This window comes from Mesorhizobium sp. RCC_202 (assembly GCF_041355295.1).
In the GTDB taxonomy this organism is placed as follows: domain Bacteria; phylum Pseudomonadota; class Alphaproteobacteria; order Rhizobiales; family Rhizobiaceae; genus Mesorhizobium.
On record NZ_JBFUPO010000004.1, the window covers coordinates 229800 to 245160 of the forward strand.

Annotated in this window: 17 protein-coding genes; 4 read left to right on the plus strand and 13 right to left on the minus strand. The window is 63.1% G+C overall.

The window, feature by feature from the left end:
• Positions 1–250: 250 nt before the first annotated feature.
• Positions 251–658: a carboxymuconolactone decarboxylase family protein gene (locus AB6802_RS11265; RefSeq protein WP_371010174.1), complete on the plus strand. Its 408-nt coding sequence runs from the start codon at positions 251–253 to the stop codon at positions 656–658.
• Between the two features lie 173 nt (positions 659–831).
• On the opposite strand, the gene AB6802_RS11270 is transcribed toward AB6802_RS11265, so the two are convergent.
• The 12 genes from AB6802_RS11270 to AB6802_RS11325 form a co-directional block, all read right to left on the minus strand.
• Positions 832–1719, minus strand: coding sequence for an amidohydrolase (locus AB6802_RS11270; RefSeq protein WP_371010175.1), 888 nt, complete (start codon positions 1717–1719; stop codon positions 832–834).
• A complete protein-coding gene (locus AB6802_RS11275; RefSeq protein ID WP_371010176.1) occupies positions 1719–2987 on the minus strand; it encodes a VWA domain-containing protein in 1269 nt (422 codons plus the stop codon). Before AB6802_RS11275 ends, AB6802_RS11270 begins: the two co-directional genes overlap by 1 nt.
• The gene (locus AB6802_RS11280; RefSeq protein WP_371010177.1) at positions 2984–3865 is read right to left on the minus strand and encodes an AAA family ATPase; all 882 of its coding nucleotides are present in this window, start codon (positions 3863–3865) and stop codon (positions 2984–2986) included. Before AB6802_RS11280 ends, AB6802_RS11275 begins: the two co-directional genes overlap by 4 nt.
• A gap of 8 nt (positions 3866–3873) precedes the next feature.
• A complete protein-coding gene (locus AB6802_RS11285; RefSeq protein ID WP_023779827.1) occupies positions 3874–4878 on the minus strand; it encodes a xanthine dehydrogenase family protein molybdopterin-binding subunit in 1005 nt (334 codons plus the stop codon).
• A 1-nt stretch (position 4879) separates the two neighbouring features.
• Positions 4880–6247: a xanthine dehydrogenase family protein molybdopterin-binding subunit gene (locus AB6802_RS11290; RefSeq protein ID WP_371010178.1), complete on the minus strand. Its 1368-nt coding sequence runs from the start codon at positions 6245–6247 to the stop codon at positions 4880–4882.
• An 11-nt stretch (positions 6248–6258) separates the two neighbouring features.
• Entirely contained in the window at positions 6259–6741 is a 483-nt protein-coding gene (locus AB6802_RS11295) for a (2Fe-2S)-binding protein (RefSeq protein WP_371010179.1), read from the minus strand.
• Between the two features lie 108 nt (positions 6742–6849).
• A complete protein-coding gene (locus AB6802_RS11300) occupies positions 6850–7644 on the minus strand; it encodes a xanthine dehydrogenase family protein subunit M (RefSeq protein ID WP_371010180.1) in 795 nt (264 codons plus the stop codon).
• Positions 7645–7655: 11 nt separating this feature from the next.
• A complete protein-coding gene (locus AB6802_RS11305) occupies positions 7656–8099 on the minus strand; it encodes an SRPBCC family protein (protein ID WP_371010181.1) in 444 nt (147 codons plus the stop codon).
• A gap of 117 nt (positions 8100–8216) precedes the next feature.
• Positions 8217–9044: a helix-turn-helix domain-containing protein gene (locus AB6802_RS11310; RefSeq protein ID WP_371010182.1), complete on the minus strand. Its 828-nt coding sequence runs from the start codon at positions 9042–9044 to the stop codon at positions 8217–8219.
• Between the two features lie 151 nt (positions 9045–9195).
• Entirely contained in the window at positions 9196–10194 is a 999-nt protein-coding gene (locus tag AB6802_RS11315) for an ABC transporter permease (RefSeq protein ID WP_371010183.1), read from the minus strand.
• A 28-nt stretch (positions 10195–10222) separates the two neighbouring features.
• Positions 10223–10966, minus strand: coding sequence for an ATP-binding cassette domain-containing protein (locus AB6802_RS11320; protein WP_371010184.1), 744 nt, complete (start codon positions 10964–10966; stop codon positions 10223–10225).
• 5 nt (positions 10967–10971) lie between these two features.
• A complete protein-coding gene (locus tag AB6802_RS11325; RefSeq protein WP_371010185.1) occupies positions 10972–11385 on the minus strand; it encodes a hypothetical protein in 414 nt (137 codons plus the stop codon).
• Positions 11386–11417: 32 nt separating this feature from the next.
• Here AB6802_RS11325 and AB6802_RS11330 point away from each other — a divergent pair, with 32 nt between their 5' ends.
• A complete protein-coding gene (locus AB6802_RS11330) occupies positions 11418–12407 on the plus strand; it encodes a substrate-binding domain-containing protein (RefSeq protein WP_371010186.1) in 990 nt (329 codons plus the stop codon).
• 95 nt (positions 12408–12502) lie between these two features.
• On the opposite strand, the gene AB6802_RS11335 is transcribed toward AB6802_RS11330, so the two are convergent.
• The gene (locus AB6802_RS11335) at positions 12503–13441 is read right to left on the minus strand and encodes an NAD(P)-dependent oxidoreductase (protein ID WP_371010187.1); all 939 of its coding nucleotides are present in this window, start codon (positions 13439–13441) and stop codon (positions 12503–12505) included.
• 132 nt (positions 13442–13573) lie between these two features.
• Here AB6802_RS11335 and AB6802_RS11340 point away from each other — a divergent pair, with 132 nt between their 5' ends.
• Entirely contained in the window at positions 13574–14470 is an 897-nt protein-coding gene (locus AB6802_RS11340) for an NAD-dependent epimerase/dehydratase family protein (protein ID WP_371010188.1), read from the plus strand.
• A 102-nt stretch (positions 14471–14572) separates the two neighbouring features.
• Positions 14573–15349, plus strand: a complete 777-nt coding sequence (locus AB6802_RS11345) for a FadR/GntR family transcriptional regulator (RefSeq protein WP_371010189.1) — start codon at positions 14573–14575, stop codon at positions 15347–15349.
• Positions 15350–15361: the final 12 nt, after the last annotated feature.

Genomic DNA, 15361 nt, shown 5'->3' on the forward strand with positions numbered 1-15361 from the left:
CCGATATTCAGGTGAGGCCGGCCTGCAAATGGCGCGCTCCTGCGCTTCCGGTGCTCACGTACCTTTAGTACGCTCCGCTCCGGTTCTCGGAACCCACCATTTTCGACGCGGCCTGACCTGAATCTCGACACATCCTGGCGGTGCCGCCTACTACGCGGAAAGTCAAATGTGCCAATCAAGTGAATGGGTTGCTGGAGGCTATTGAGCTTCCGATTCCAGTTACCTGGCACCGAAAACGAAAGGAAACGCCATGGCCACCACAAGACTTCTCAGCGACGCCGAGGTCGAAAAAATCCCGGCGGTGAAGGCCGTGTTCGACGACATCCGCGCGACGCGCAAATCCGACTTCGTCAACAATTTCTGGCGCGGGTTGGCCAACGATCCGGCATCGCTGAAACGGGTGTGGGAGCAACTCAAGGCGGTGATGGTGGCCGACAGCGCCATCGATCCGCTGACCAAGGAAATGATCTACATCGCGGTGTCGGTCGCCAATGGCTGTTCCTATTGCATTCACTCGCACACGGCCGCCGCGCGCGCCAAGGGCATGACCGACGCGCAGCATGGCGAGCTGGTGTCGATCATCGGCTTGGCCGGTCAGACCAATCATCTGGTCACCGCGATGCAGATCCCGGTCGATCCGCAATTCGAGGTGAGGTGAGCGGCCGGCGCCTCTCCCTTCTCCCCTTGTGGAGAAGGTGTCGCCGCAGGCGACGGATGAGGGGTGGGTTCCAGCGGAGTGAGACGCTGGCATTCCCTGGAGCACCCCTCATCCGTCTCGGCGCTATCGCGCCGATCCACCTTCTCCCACAAGGGGAGAAGGGGAAGAATGCGCTACACTGGCCGGTATACCTTCTCCGCCGTGTTCCAGAAGATATCCGCCGCTGCCGTCGGCCCATGCTTGCCCACCGCAGTTCGATGCGCCTTGATGAGTTCGGCGTGGCTGGTCCACAGCTTTTCGATCGGGAAGTTGGAGCCAAACATCAGCCGGTTCGCACCGAGGATTTCGATCGCGTTGTCGACGATGTAGGCGATCAGCGTCGGATCGTTACGATGCTCGAAAGTGCCGAGCCCCGACAGCTTGGCGTAGAAATTGGGCGCTGCGGCGAGCGTGCGCAGGCCGGCCTTCCAGGCCTCGGCGGTTTCCGGTTCCATGCCGGTCAGCATGCCGGCATGGGTGAGGATGAAATTCGTTTTCGGATTTTCGCCGACCAAAGTCAGCCCGTCCTTCATCTGTGCCGGGAAGAGCTGCAGGTCGAATGACAGGCCATAGTCCTTCAGCCTCGCCACATTGGCGCGAACCTTGGGGTCGATGACCTGATCGGCCAAGGCGGCGAAGCGGAAGGCGGGTGTCTCGTGCCAATGCAGTTGCATGCGCACGCCACGCAGCAGCTTGTATTTCATCAGCCGGTCGATCTGCGGCCTGACATCGTCCACCGTCATGTCGGCATAGCCGACGATGGCGTGCGGCCAGCCGGTTTCGTCTGATGTTTTCTGCAGGAAGGCGACTTCATTCTCGAAGTCCTCCTTCGCCCAGTTGGTCTGGACATAGACGGCTTTCTCGACGCCCGAGCCTTTCTGGTCATCGAGGAATTCCGTGATCGGGTAGTCACGGCGGATCGGTTCGTAGGGGCCGAAGATGCGCGGCACCATCGGGCCCACCAGCCAGGGCTGATCCTTTTGGCGCCAGATGTGGAAATGCGCGTCGATGGCTTTCTGCATCACGATACCCTTTTCCAGATTGCCGCCGCCGCCGGAGCAGGGCAGGCGAGCGACAGGATGAAATCAGTGAGGCTCGCGAGCGAGGAGCCGTCGACCAGATCGTCCAGCACCGGCAGGATGGCGCGCAGCGCTGCCGTCACCGGCTGGAAGCGCGGATCGCCCGCGAGCGGTGTTGCCAGCGAAAGCCGGAAGGCGCGGGCACTCAGCCGGCGGATCGCTGTTTCCAGCGCGGCATGGTCACCGCGCTCCAGCGCATCCGACAGGATGACGACCGCAGCACCGCGGGCGAAGGATGAAAAGCGCGGCACCGAGAGGAAGGCGAGCAGCGACGGGCCCATGCGGGTACCGCCGTCCCAATCATCGACGAGTGCTGCGGCGCGGGCGAGCGCCTGCTCGCGGTCGCGGATGCGCAGCGCCGAGGTGACGCGGGTGAGGCGCGTGCCGAAGGTGAAGACTTCGGCGTGATCCGCGCCCTGCACGGCCGCGTGCGCGAGCTTGAGATAGTCGGCTGTGTGCAGCTTCATCGAGCCGGAAACATCGATGAGCAGGAGCAGTTTTCGCGACACGGTCTGGCGGCGGCGCAGCAGCGGCGAGGGGATGTCGCCATCGGCGCTGACGATTTCGCTGAGAGAGCGGCGCAGATCGAGGGTGCCTCGCGAGCGGGTACGGACTGTGCGGAACGAGCGGCGGGCGGGCAGGGAGCCGGCGAGCTTGCGGCGGAACGAGCCAAGGCCATCGGGATCACGCTGGAAATCGCGGCTGCTCAGCTGTTCGAGCACCGAGGACAGTTCGCCACCTTTTTCCTTGCGGGCAATCTGGTTTTCTTCCTCGCGCGTGCCGCGATCGTCCTTGATGCGGGTTTCGTCGTTCTCCTCGCCTTCGATCGAAGGTTTTGCGTCGCCGTAGAAATGGGCGTGGAAATGCGCTTCGAATTCGCTGCGGCGGTCGGGCGAGGGGGCGAGTGTTGCGAGTGCGGCTTCGCGGATGTCGTTCATCGAGCGGGGGCCGAGCAGAGTGACCGCCTGCATGAAACCGGTGACTTGTTCTGGCGCGATGGGGAATGCGTGGCGGCGCAATAGGCGTGCGAAGCCGAGGAATGGCGCGGCGGCGGGGGGCCAGCTGTCCTCGCCCCGTTTACGGGGAGAGGATGCCGGCAGGCAGGTGAGGGGCAGCGCCGACGTCGGAGGTTGACGGTACCCCTCATCCGCCCCTTCGGGGCACCTTCTCCCCGTAAACGGGGAGAAGGGATTGTTGACGTCGCGCGTCACCCCAGCGCCTCCTCGACAATCCCGCCCAACTCCGGCGCGATATAGGACAGGTCCTCCTCATCCTTGATCAGCACGCCGATGGCGCGGCGGAAGGCTTCGGGCCACGGGCTGCCGCCTTTTTCGAGGATGGTCGCGGCATTGGCCCATTCGACCGCTTCGGCGATGCCGGGCGGCTTGGCCAGCGGGCGCGCGCGGATCTGCTGCACGGCTGAGGCCACGGCCCGCGCGGTTGCCTCCGCCACATCGCCGGCGCGCAGCATGATGATGGCGGCCTCGCGGTCGGCGTCGGGATAGCCGATCCAGTGATAGACGCAGCGCCGCCGCAGTGCCTCGGCGAGTTCGCGCGTTCGGTTCGAGGTCAGGATGACGATCGGCTGTGCCTGAGCGCGGATCGTGCCGCGCTCGGGAATGCTGATCTGGAAGTCGGAGAGGAACTCCAAAAGCAGCGCCTCGAACTCATGGTCGGAACGGTCGATCTCATCGACCAACAGCACGCGCTGCTCCGGCGCCTTCAGCACCTGCAGCAGTGGCCGGGCGATCAGGAAACGATCGTCGTAGATGTCGATCTCGTGCTCGCCAGCATGGCGGATGGCGAGCAGCTGGCGCTGGTAGTTCCATTCGTAGAGCGCGTGCGCGGCGTCGATGCCTTCATAGCATTGCAGCCGCACCAGATCGCGCCCGAGCAGTTCGGCGATTGCCTTGGCCGCTTCGGTTTTGCCGACGCCCGGCGCGCCTTCCAGCAGCAGCGGCTTGCCGAGCCTGATCGCCAGGAAGATGGCCGTCGCAAGACTGTCATCGGCCAGATAGCGTGAGGCGGCGAGATGCTCCGCCACCGCCTCCGGCGTGGTTGCGACAGTCTCTGCGATTGTCACGTTCATTTCGGTCCTCAGTTCGCCGCTTGCGCCTTGAGCGCACGCAAAATGCGTTCCGGCGTGATCGGCAGCGTGTCGATGCGCACGCCGACGGCGTCGAAGACGGCATTGGCGACAGCGGGAATCTGCGGGTTGGCGCACATCTCGCCAGGGCCCTTGGCGCCGTAGGGTCCGTCCGCCGACGGCCGCTCCAGCACGATGATCTCGGTCTCGGCGAGATCGCCGGGGCCGGGCATCAGATACTGGTTGAAATCGGTGCCGCCATGATCGCGGTTGGGATAATAGGGCTCGGTCGTCTCATAGAGCGCATGGCTGATGCCCATCCACGAGCCGCCGACCAGTTGCTGCTCGACCATTTTGGGGTTCAGCGCACGGCCGATTTCGAAAACGTTCTTGACCGTCAAAACCGTGACCTCGCCGGTCTCGTCATCGACCTCGACCTCGGCCACGGTGCAGGCATGCGCGTAGCACGTCGACGGCTTCATCGCGCCGGTTTCCTTTTCCGGATAAGAGCGCGGGATCAGGAACATGCCGCGGCCGGAGATCGAGCGGCCGCGCTTGAAATGCGCCGACAGCGCGACGTCGAAGATCGAGATCGATTTCTGCGGCGCACCCTTCACCAATATGTTGCCCTGGCCGTCGGTCTCGAGGTCGGAAGCGTTGACCTCCAGCTCTTCCGCCGCCACTTCCAGCATCACCTGGCGGGCTTCTTTCGCCGCCTGGATGACGGCATTGCCGGCGCGGTGCGTGCCGCGAGAGGCAAAAGTGCCCATGCAATGCGGGCCGGTGTCGGTGTCGGCGGTGTCGACGACGACGCGGTCGGTCGGAACGCCAATCGTCTCGGCGCAGATCTGCGCCATGATCTGCTTCATGCCCTGGCCGAGATCGACGGAGGACAGCGTCACCATGAAATTGCCGGTCGGCGTCGAATGCACCAGCGCCTGGGTCGGGTCGCCGCCGAGGTTCATGCCGGTGGGATAGTTGATCGCGGCAACGCCGCGTCCGCGCCGGATCGCCATCTCAAGCCCCGTTCTTGTAGGAGGACATCGTCAGATATTTCTCCGCCACCGGCCAGTTGGCGGCGCGCGAGGCTTCCTGCATGCATTCGATCAGCGCCGCGCCTTCAGTCGGCTGGCGATGCGCCTTCATGTCGCCGTCGCGATAGGCATTGATGAAGCGGAATTCGAGCGGGTCCATGCCGATGAGCCGCGCCAGCTTGTCCATCTGCACTTCAAGCGCGAAGTCGCCGATGGTGACGCCGAAGCCGCGCATGGCCGATGACGGCGTGCGGTTGGTGTAGACGCAGTAGGTGTCGATCCAGACGTTGGGGATGGTGTAGGGGCCGGGATAGTGGCCGGCGCCCTTCTGCGCGCCATAGGGCGAGTGGCGCGAATAGGCGCCAGCATCGGTATAGCCGGTGACTTTCCGCGCGACGATGCGGCCGTCTTTCATCACGCCGTCCTTGATGACGACTTTTTCGGCCGCGCGCGGCGAGGAAATCTGCATCTCCTCCTCGCGGCTGTAGATGAAAGAGACGGGACGCCCGGTGAGCTTTGCGCCTAGAATGGCGATCGGCTCGACGATGACATCGACCTTGCCGCCAAAGCCGCCGCCGACGGTGCCGCCGACGAAGTGCAGCTTCGAGCCCGGCATCTGCAGGATGATCGAGGCGTTGTCGAGGGTGAAGAACATCGCCTGCGTGTTGGTGTAGCAGGTGAAGCGGTCATTGCCTTCGGGCGCCACGACGCAGCCAGTGGTCTCGGTCGGCGCATGCTCGATCGGCGAGGACTGGTAGCTTTGTTCGAGGATGTGGTCAGCGCCGGCAAAACCCGCCTCGACATCACCGAAGCGGACCTTGCGGCACTCGCCGCTGTCATAGAGATAGTAGTTCTGGCCGTGATATTCGTTGACCAGCGGCGCGCCGGGCTTCAGCGCTTCCTCCATGTCGAAGACGGCGGGCAGCACCTCATAGTCGACCTTGACCTTGGCGGCGGCTTCTTGCGCGGCGCGCTCGGTCTCGGCCAGCACCGCCACGACGGCCTCGCCTTTCCAGCGCACCTTGCCGTCGGCGAGCACCGTCTCGTCCTCGGGACCGATCTGGATCAGGATCAGGATGGTGTAGACATTGTGCGGCACATCCTTGGCGGTGAGGATTTTGACCACGCCGGGATGCTTCTCGGCTTCGGAAGTGTCGATCGAGCGGATGCGGGCATGATGATGCGGGCTGCGCACCATCTTCAGGTGCAGCATGCCGGGAAAATTGCGGTCGGCGAAATAGGCGGTCTTGCCGGTGACATGTCCAGGCGAGTCCGAACGCGGCCTTGGCTGGCCGATCTCGTGCAGATCGTCCTTGCGCACATCGGCGAAATAGCTCTTGCGCAGTTCCATCTTTTGCTCCCTCAAGCCGCGTTCTGAGAGTTGGACCGCGCGGCGGTGAGCACCGCCTGGATGATCGGCTCGTAGCCGGTGCAGCGACAGATGTTGCCGGACAGCGCCTCGACCACGTCCTCGCGGCTGGGGTTGGGCGTGTGGTCGAGCAGCACCTTGGCAGCCATGATCATGCCCGGCGTGCAGAAGCCGCATTGCGTGGCAAAGGTATCAAGGAAGGCGCGCTGCAACGGATGCAGGACGCCGGCTTCGGCGAGGCCGGATGTCGTGATGATGCTAGTACCGTTGCAGGTCTCGGCCAGCGTCAGGCAGGAGAGCCGCAGTTCACCGTCAATGATGACGGAGCAGGCGCCGCAGGTGCCTTGATGGCAGCCGCCTTTCGGCGAGGTGTCGCCGATCTTGTCGCGCAAGGCATTGAGCAGCGTCGTGCCGCTGTCGATGAATTCGGCTTTTTCGGAGCCGTTGAGCGTGAATTGCACCGGGACCTTCGCCATTCTTCCTCCTTGCGCGCCTGCTCGACGGATCGGACAGACGCGCGTCCCCCACGGATTTTTTTGCTTGTCGTTATCCCAAAACCGCTTCGCACTTTTGGGCGGCAAGCATCAGTTCAACAGCAGCCGGCCGAGATGGACCGGCAGGACTTCGGCGCGATACCAGGCGCTGGCGATCGGATCGGTGATCGGCGCGATGCCTTCGGTTGCGACGGCCAGCGCTGCCGCGATGCCGTCCTGGTCGAGCGACTTGCCCAGGAGCGCCTTCTCCGCCGCCTTGGCGCGCATCGGCTGGTCGGCCATGCAGCCAAGCGCGATCCGCGCCGAAGACACGGTGCCGTCCGCAGCCTGCTCCAGAACAGCGGCGATGCTCAACACCGAAACGCCCTTGGGCTTGACCCGCGATACTTTCAGGAAGCGGAAGTTGTCGGCCTTTGGCAGCGTGAAGGCCACTGAAGTCACGATGGCACGGGTTTCGTCCCGCCCGGCCAGGAAAGTCTCGATGGGCAATTCGCCGTCATCGGTACCGACCATGGCATCGAGCGCCAGCAGGGCAACGGCGAAATCGCCATAAGGCGCCGGCGCGAACAGATTGCCGCCGATGGTCGCCATGTTGCGGATTGCCGGGCCACCGACGGCGCGCGCCGCCTTGGCAAGGACGCCGAGGTCCGGATGACGGGCGATCGCCGCCATGGTCACCGAGGCGCCGATGCGGACCGCGCCGCCCGAGACCGCGATGGCCGAGAGGGCCGGGTCGGTCGACCTGATAAGGCCGGAGACCGAAACGTCGCCTTCATTGGCGGCGCGGACGACCAGCGTGCCGCCGCCGAGATAGCGCGTGCCGTGGGCTTTCAGCGCCGCGTTGGCGTCCTTCACCGTTGCGAAAGTCTGGAGTGCCAGCGCCAATGCCCGCTCCTTCAGATCTGACCGGTAAAATGGCTCTTCAGAGCGTTGAAGCCGCCCTGGAAGACATTGGCGCCCATGCCGGCGGCGAGCTTGTCGGCCTCTTCCGGTGCCGCGTCGAAGCTGGCGGTCCATTCGGCATAGGTGCGGTCGCCATCGGTGACGCGCCTGAGCTGCAGTGTCGCCTTGTGGTTGGTCAGCGGCTGCGGGGTCTCCAGGATGGAGTAGCTGACAAGAAAATTCTCATCGGAAAAGTCGAGCAGCTTTTCACGGATGCGCGCGCCGCTGGCGAGCTCGAAATTGCGCACGCAGCCGATCGTCGAAGCGTCCTTGCCGTCCTCGATATGGCTTTCGACCATACGCGGATGCCAGCCCGGTAGGTCGTTGAAGTCGCGTATGCGCGCCCAGACCTTTTCGACCGGCGCGTCGATGACGCTGGAGACGGTGACTTTGGCCATATCAAAATGTCCCTTGCGAAATGCGGCTGCCGGGCAAGGTAGGGCGCTGATGCGGACGACGTTTATCAAGGCGTCTTAAGCGCCTATCAATCAGTATGAAAAACAGGTGACTGCGGCTCAGGCTATCGCCCGCGCGGCTTCCCGGTAGAGCGTTGGTGGCACGCCGACATGATCGCGGAAGAAGCGCGAAAAATTCCCTTGGGTGGTGAAGCCGAGATTGCAAGCGACGGAGATCAGCGGTTCCTGCGACCATTGCAACTGGCGTACGGCCTCTTCCATGCGCAACGTGTTCCAGTAGACGTTGGGCGTCAGGTTGGTCTGTTCCTTGAACAAAGCGAAGAAGTGCGGCCTCGACAAGCCGACCGAACGGGCGACGTCGTCGAAGGAAATGCGCTCGCAGACATTGGCCTTCATCAGCTGGATCGCCTTGCGGACGCGGAAGTCGAGCATCGTGTTGATGCGCGCGCGTACCGCCTGCGGTGCCGAGGCGTCCGCCGCGTCGAGCACTGAGTCGATGAAGCGCTCGATCTCGTAATTGGCGACGTCGTCGATGCTTTCATTGTCGGTGAGGTGATCGAGCAGATTGGCCGCCGCCTGATGCAGCCACGGCTCCAGCGTAATCGCGGCCCGCGTGAACAGCGGCGCCGAGGAGGGCAGATCGCGGCGCAGGCGCGCCCAATCGGGATCGATATAGAAGGCCAGGAACAGGCCACATCTGCCGTCATGCGCAAGCGCGTGACTGTGCGGCTGGAACGAATTGATACCGGCCGCTGTTTTCGGCCCAAGCCGTACCGTTTCGCGGCCGACGGTCATTTCGCCGGCCGTGCCTTCCAGCCAGATAATGAGATGCGCCTCGCCATGCGCATGAGTGACGAAGTCGTTGGCGACATTCAGCACGGAGACATGTCCGAACCGGCCCCAATAGAGCCTGATCGCGTCCGTCATGGGTATCGTTCCTCCCGCAGGCGACTGGCCTCCCTTCGCCTGCCAGGAGATAGTGCGGCCGGGGTCCGGCTGCGTCAAGGCAGGTCGAATGGTGTACCGCCTACGCTCAAAGCGCGCGGGCCGATTTTCAGACTGAGCGATAGCAACGAAATCAGTCGCTTTTGCGGAAATTGCGGATTCGGTCGAACAGCACCGCCAGGATAATGGCGCCGCCGATGAAGGTGCCTTGCCAGAAGGCGTTGATGCCGAGCAGGCCGAGGCTGTTGCGGATCACCTCGATGAGAGCCGCGCCGACAATGGCGCCGAAGGCGGTGCCAACGCCGCCGGCGAGGTCCGCGCCGCCGATGACGGTGGCCGCGATCACCTGCAGCTCCATACCATTGCCGAGATTGGTGGTGACGGCGCCCAGCCATCCGGTTTGGATGATGCCGGCAAGCCCCGCCGACAACGCCGAGATCATGTAGACCGCGACCTTGATCTGCTTGACGGGAACACCGGTCAGCGTCGCCGCATGCTCATTGCCGCCGATGGCGAAGATGTGCCGGCCGAACTTGGTCCAGCGCAGGGTGAAGCCGGTGATCAGCGCCAGCACGATTGTGTAGAGCACCGGATTGGCGATGCCGAACACCCAGGCGCCGCCGCCCAAGGCGAGAAGCTTCTGGTGGTCGGGTCCGAACTGGAACACCACCGTGTTGTTGGACGCGACCATGGCAAGGCTGCGCGCCACCGACAGCACTCCGAGCGTTACCACGAAAGGCGGGAAGCCGAGATAGGCAATCAACACGCCATTGAAGGCGCCGACGGCAAGCGCGGTGGCGATCGACGCCAGGATGCCGATCTCGATCGAATAGCCGGCATGCATGGTGACGGCGAGCACCATCGAGGACAGGCAGAGCACCGAGCCGACAGAAAGATCGATGCCGCCGGTGATGATGACGAAGGTCATGCCCAGCGCCACGATGGCGACGAAGGTGATATTGCGGGTGATGTTGTAGAGATTCTTCGAGGTGGCGAAGGAATCGGTGGCGAAGGACAGGAACAGGCAGGCCAGGATGACCGCGATCACCACCCAGAAGGTCTGGTTGGAAAAGAGCCGCGACAGCAACGTGTGCTGCTTCTGCGCGATCGTCTGGTCAAGGGTGACTGCCATTATCGACCTTTCCTGAGAGGGCGCAAGATCACGCCACCTGTTCGATGGCGCCGGTGATCAGCCCGGTGACTTCCTCGGGCGAACTTGCCGCGATCTTCTTGTCGGCCACCTTGCGACCGCGCCGCATGACGATGACGCGGTCGGCGACGTCGAACACGTCCGGCATGCGGTGACTGATCAATATGACGGCAATGCCTTGGTCGCGCAGATGACGGATCAGGTTCAGCACCTCGGCGACCTGCCGGACCGAGATCGCCGCCGTTGGCTCATCCATCAGCACGATCTTGGCCTGCGACAGCATCGTGCGGGCGATCGCCACCGCCTGGCGTTGGCCGCCCGACATCTGCTTGACGAGGTCACGGGGACGGGTTTCCGACTTCAACACAGCGAAGAGCTGGCCGGCGCGCTTGTACATCGCGCCATAGTCGAGAATGCGGAGCGGGCCGAAACCACGGCGCAACTCGCGGCCGAGATAGACATTTGCCGCTGCCGTCAGATTGTTGCACAGCGCCAGGTCCTGGTGGACGATCTCGATGGCGTGCTGGCGCGCGTCCGCGGGCTTGTGCAGAATTAGCTCCTTGCCGTCCAAGCGCATGGTGCCGTGGCTCGGGTGGAAATTGCCGGCGATCATCTTGACCAGCGTCGACTTGCCGGCGCCGTTGTCGCCCATCAGGCCGACGACTTCACCCGGCTCCAGCGAGAACGACACGTCGTTGACCGCCTGGATGGCGCCGAAATGCTTCGAGATGTTGGCGAGTTCGAGAACCGACACCAGCCTTAAGCCTCCCCTTTTGTCCCCACGGCAGCCACCGGTTTGCCGGCGCAGCTTCCGTCCCGCTCGTGCACTTCCTCCCGAACGGGCGCGATTTGTGCATTTAGGCGAATGCGGACAGGGGCGTCAATCAATTGTCTGACGATTAATTTCGAGACTCGACGAAAAATCGGTTTTGTAGGACAAATAGGAATTGACGTTGGCTGAAAGCCGATATTAGCTAAGTCTCGGAGGAATAATTTTGCCCGCCCGGCGCGTATACCGCGGAAGCGGCAAATGGTTTGACGTTCAAGGATCCGGCTGCGCCAGTATTCGGGCAAGCGGATCGGCAAATGCTTATCAGTCCGGCTCAAGATGCGAGTGTAGCGAAGATGCTTGCCATTGTTCTTGTGTTCCGGGCTGATCGGTGTGGCGGGCACGCCGTGTCCGTCTGGTTCAAGGGAGGACTGATATGAGGAAAACACTTTTGCTTGCCGCCGTCGCCGCCATGGCGCTGGGCGCCGGGCCGGCTCTGGCCAAGAAACAGCTCGTGATTGTCGTCAAGGGCCTCGACAACCCATTCTTCGAAGCCATCCATCAGGGCTGCGAAAAATGGAACAAGGAAAACGCCAGCTCGGAATATGAATGCTTCTACACCGGTCCGGCATCGACGTCGGATGAAGCCGGCGAGGCGCAGATTCTTCAGGATATACTGAGCAAGCCGGACACGGCGGCGGTGGCGATCTCGCCGTCCAACGCGCCGCTGATCGCCCAGACGCTCAAGACGGCCAATCCGACGATCCCGATCATGACCGTTGACGCCGACCTGGCCAAGGACGACGCAGCACTGCGCAAGACCTATCTCGGCACCGACAACTACCTGATGGGCAAGAAGATCGGCGAGTACATCAAGAAGGCCAAGCCGAATGGCGGCACGATCTGCACCATCGAAGGCAACCCCGCGGCCGACAACATCCTGCGCCGCGCGCAAGGCATGCGCGATGCGCTGACGGGCAAGGAAGGCCTCGCGGCGCTGGCAGGCGAGGGCGGCTGGACCGAAGTCGCCGGTTGCCCGGTGTTCACCAATGACGACGGCGCCAAGGGTGTGCAGGCGATGACCGACATCCTCGCTGCCAATCCGAAGCTCGACGCCTTCGGCATCATGGGCGGCTGGCCGCTGTTCGGCGCCCCGCAGCCTTATCGCGACCTGTTCAAGCCGATGGCCGACAAGATCGGCAAGAACGAGTTCGTCATCGGCGCCGCCGACACGATCGGCGACGAGGTGGCGATCGCCAAGGAAGGCCTGGTGACCGCGCTGGTCGGCCAGCGGCCGTTCGAAATGGGCTACAAGGCGCCTTCGGTGATGATCGACCTCATCACAGGCAAGAAGGTCGACGATCCGGTCTTCACCGGCCTCGACGAATGCACCAAGGAAACGGCCGACACCTGCATCCAGAAGTAGGCGCGGGCTCATCGGGAAAACTCGATATCAAAAGGGGCGCCGCGAGGCGCCCCTGATTTTTCAGGTTCAATTTCGAGAAGGCGGCTTCTGCACTTTCAGATCGTCTGCTTGACGCCGTCCTTCGATGGCATCAGGTCGACGCCGTTGAGCTTGCCGATATGGGTGGCGAGCATCGGCACATACTGCTCGGCGGGACCGGCGGCGAAGGCGGTCGCAAATGAGTTCTTGGTGGCGTTGCCAAGCGGATTGGCGATGCCGGCGGCGCCCGCCATCGACCCGAGATAAGTCAGGTCCTTGAACGCATTGGCGATGGAGAATTTATGCGCGTCGCGGTCGCCCTCCAGCGTCCAGCGCATGAAGGTCTGGTAGAAGCCGCAATCCATGCGGCCGTTGCGGATGACGCTGTCGAAACGCTGTGGCGAGATGCCGACCTTCTCGGCCAGCGTGAGCGCCTCGGCGTAGATCGCGGCATAGCCCAGCGAGATGAAGTTGTTGAGCAGCTTCATGCGATGGCCGTCGCCGGTGCCGCCGATATGGACGATGCGGCCGGCCCAGGTCTCGATCACCGGCTTCAGCCTGGCGAACACCGCGTCGGGCGCGCCGACCATGGCGTCGAGCGTGCCTTCCCAGGCTTCCTTCGGCGTGCGGCTGAGCGGCGCGTCGACATAGTCGACGCCGAGCGCCTTGAGCTCGGCGGCCAAAGCCACGGTCGAGACCGGATCGGATGTCGAGCAATCGACGACGACCGCGCCCTTCTTCAAACCTTCTTTCAGCCCGCCGGGGCCGCGGATGATCGCCTCGACCTCTGGCGAGCCGGTGACGCAGATGAAGACGATGTCGGAGGCTGCGGCAACCTCCTTCGACGTCGCCGCTTCCTTGGCGCCGCGGCTAGCCAAATCGTCCGCCGGCTTGCGGTTCTTACGGCCGAGGAAGGTCAGCGCGTAGCCCTTGTCGACGATGTTCTTGGCGATGCCGTGCCCCATCAGGCCGAGGCCGATGAAGCCGATGTTTTCGCGCGCCGCATTCGTGGTCATGTCGGTTGTCCTGTCATTTGTTCGGCTTGGGGATTATCGATAATCATGTCGTCGTTCTTGCCGCATATGGTTGTGGAATGCAATATTGTCTGACAATACACCTCAATGCCAAGCGATGTGGAGAGAGCAGGGATGACGAAGCGGATCATGTTCACCGGCGGCAGCGGCAAGGCCGGCCGCCATGTCGTCCAATATCTTGTCGAGCATGGCTGCCAGGTGCTCAACATCGACACCAAGCCGCTCGACAATCCCAAGGTGCGCACCTTGATCACCGACATTACCGACAGCGGCCAGGTGTTCAATGCGCTGTCGAGCTATATGGGCCTGCACGAGTTCGATCCGTCGCTGAGAGCCCAACCCGTCGACGCGGTGGTGCACTTCGCCGCCATTCCGCGCATCATGATCACACCCGACAATGAGGTGTTCCGCATCAATGCGATGGGCACCTACAACGTCATCGAGGCCGCGGTGAAGCTCGGCATCCGCAAGGTGATCGTCGCCTCCTCGGAGACGACTTATGGCCTGGTTTTCGCCAACGAGCCGCGCAATCCGACGCATTTTCCGCTGGATGAGGAGTATGACGTCGACCCGATGGACTCTTATGCGCTGTCCAAGATCGTCAACGAGAAGACGGCGCGGGCCTTTGCGCTGCGCAGCGGCGCCGATATCTACGCGCTGCGCATCGGCAATGTCATCGAGCCGCATGAATATTCCTTGTTCCCGAAATGGTTTGCCGATCCGGGTTTCCGCAAGCGCATCGCCTGGAGCTATATCGACGCGCGCGATCTCGGTCAGATCACGCTCCGCGCCATCGAGAAGGATGGGCTGGGCTACCAGGTGTTCAACGCCGCCAACGACGACACCTCGTCCGACCTGCCGACGGCGGAGCTCTTGAAGCGCTTCTATCCGGGGGTGCCGGTGAAGGCGGAGATCGGCGAATATGAGACACTGCTTTCGAACCGCAAGGCGCGCGAAATGCTCGGCTTCCGACCCGAGCATAGCTGGCGCAAATACGTCAAAACCGCGTGAGAGGGCAACAAACGCTGGTTGAGCTGTGCACATCCGTGCACGTTATGGCAAAGCTGGCCTGTCGTGCTTGACAGCCCCTGAAAACCGGAATCTCTGGATCACATGCGCGACGCGAAGCCGAACAACGAAAAAGGGCCGACGAAAACGCCAACCGCCGAGCGTGCCGCAGGCGTTCGCCGGCCCAATGCGGCGCGCATGCCGGGCGCCAGCGTGCATGCATCCTTAGCCAGCGAAATCGGCCTCAGGATCGTACGCGGCGACTATCCGCCGGGCACCATCCTGCCCAACGAAGCCAAATGGTCGGAAACCTTTGACGTCAGCCGGTCGGCCGTGCGCGAAGCCATCAAGATGCTGATGGCCAAGAGCCTGCTTGCATCACGCCCCAAGATCGGCAGTTGGGTCGAGCCTAAGGAGCGCTGGAACCTGCTCGATCGCGACGTGCTCGCCTGGTATGCGACCTCGCCCGACCGCGAGGTGTTTCTGAAGACGGTGCAGGAGTTCCGCCACATCATCGAGCCGGAGGCGACCGCCTTCGCGGCGATGCGGCGCACCGACGAGCAGATGGCCGAGATCAGCGCGGCCTGCCGCGAAATGGGCGAGGCGACCAACCTGCAGGAGCGCACGCGCGCCGATACGCGCTTCCACCTCGCTATCCTCAGGGCCTCGGGCAACGATTTGCTGGTGCCGCTCGGCGTGTTGATAGAATCCGCTTTCGACCACCTCTTCACCTACACGACGCGCGAGCTGGACGACCTCCATCACGCCCAGAAGCTGCATGAGGCGATCGAGAAGAACATTCGCCTGCAAAGGCCGGACGCGGCGCGCAACGCGGTGCGCAAGCTGCTGGCGAACACCGACGAAGTCATTCAGTCGCGTTAAGGTCCGTCGATA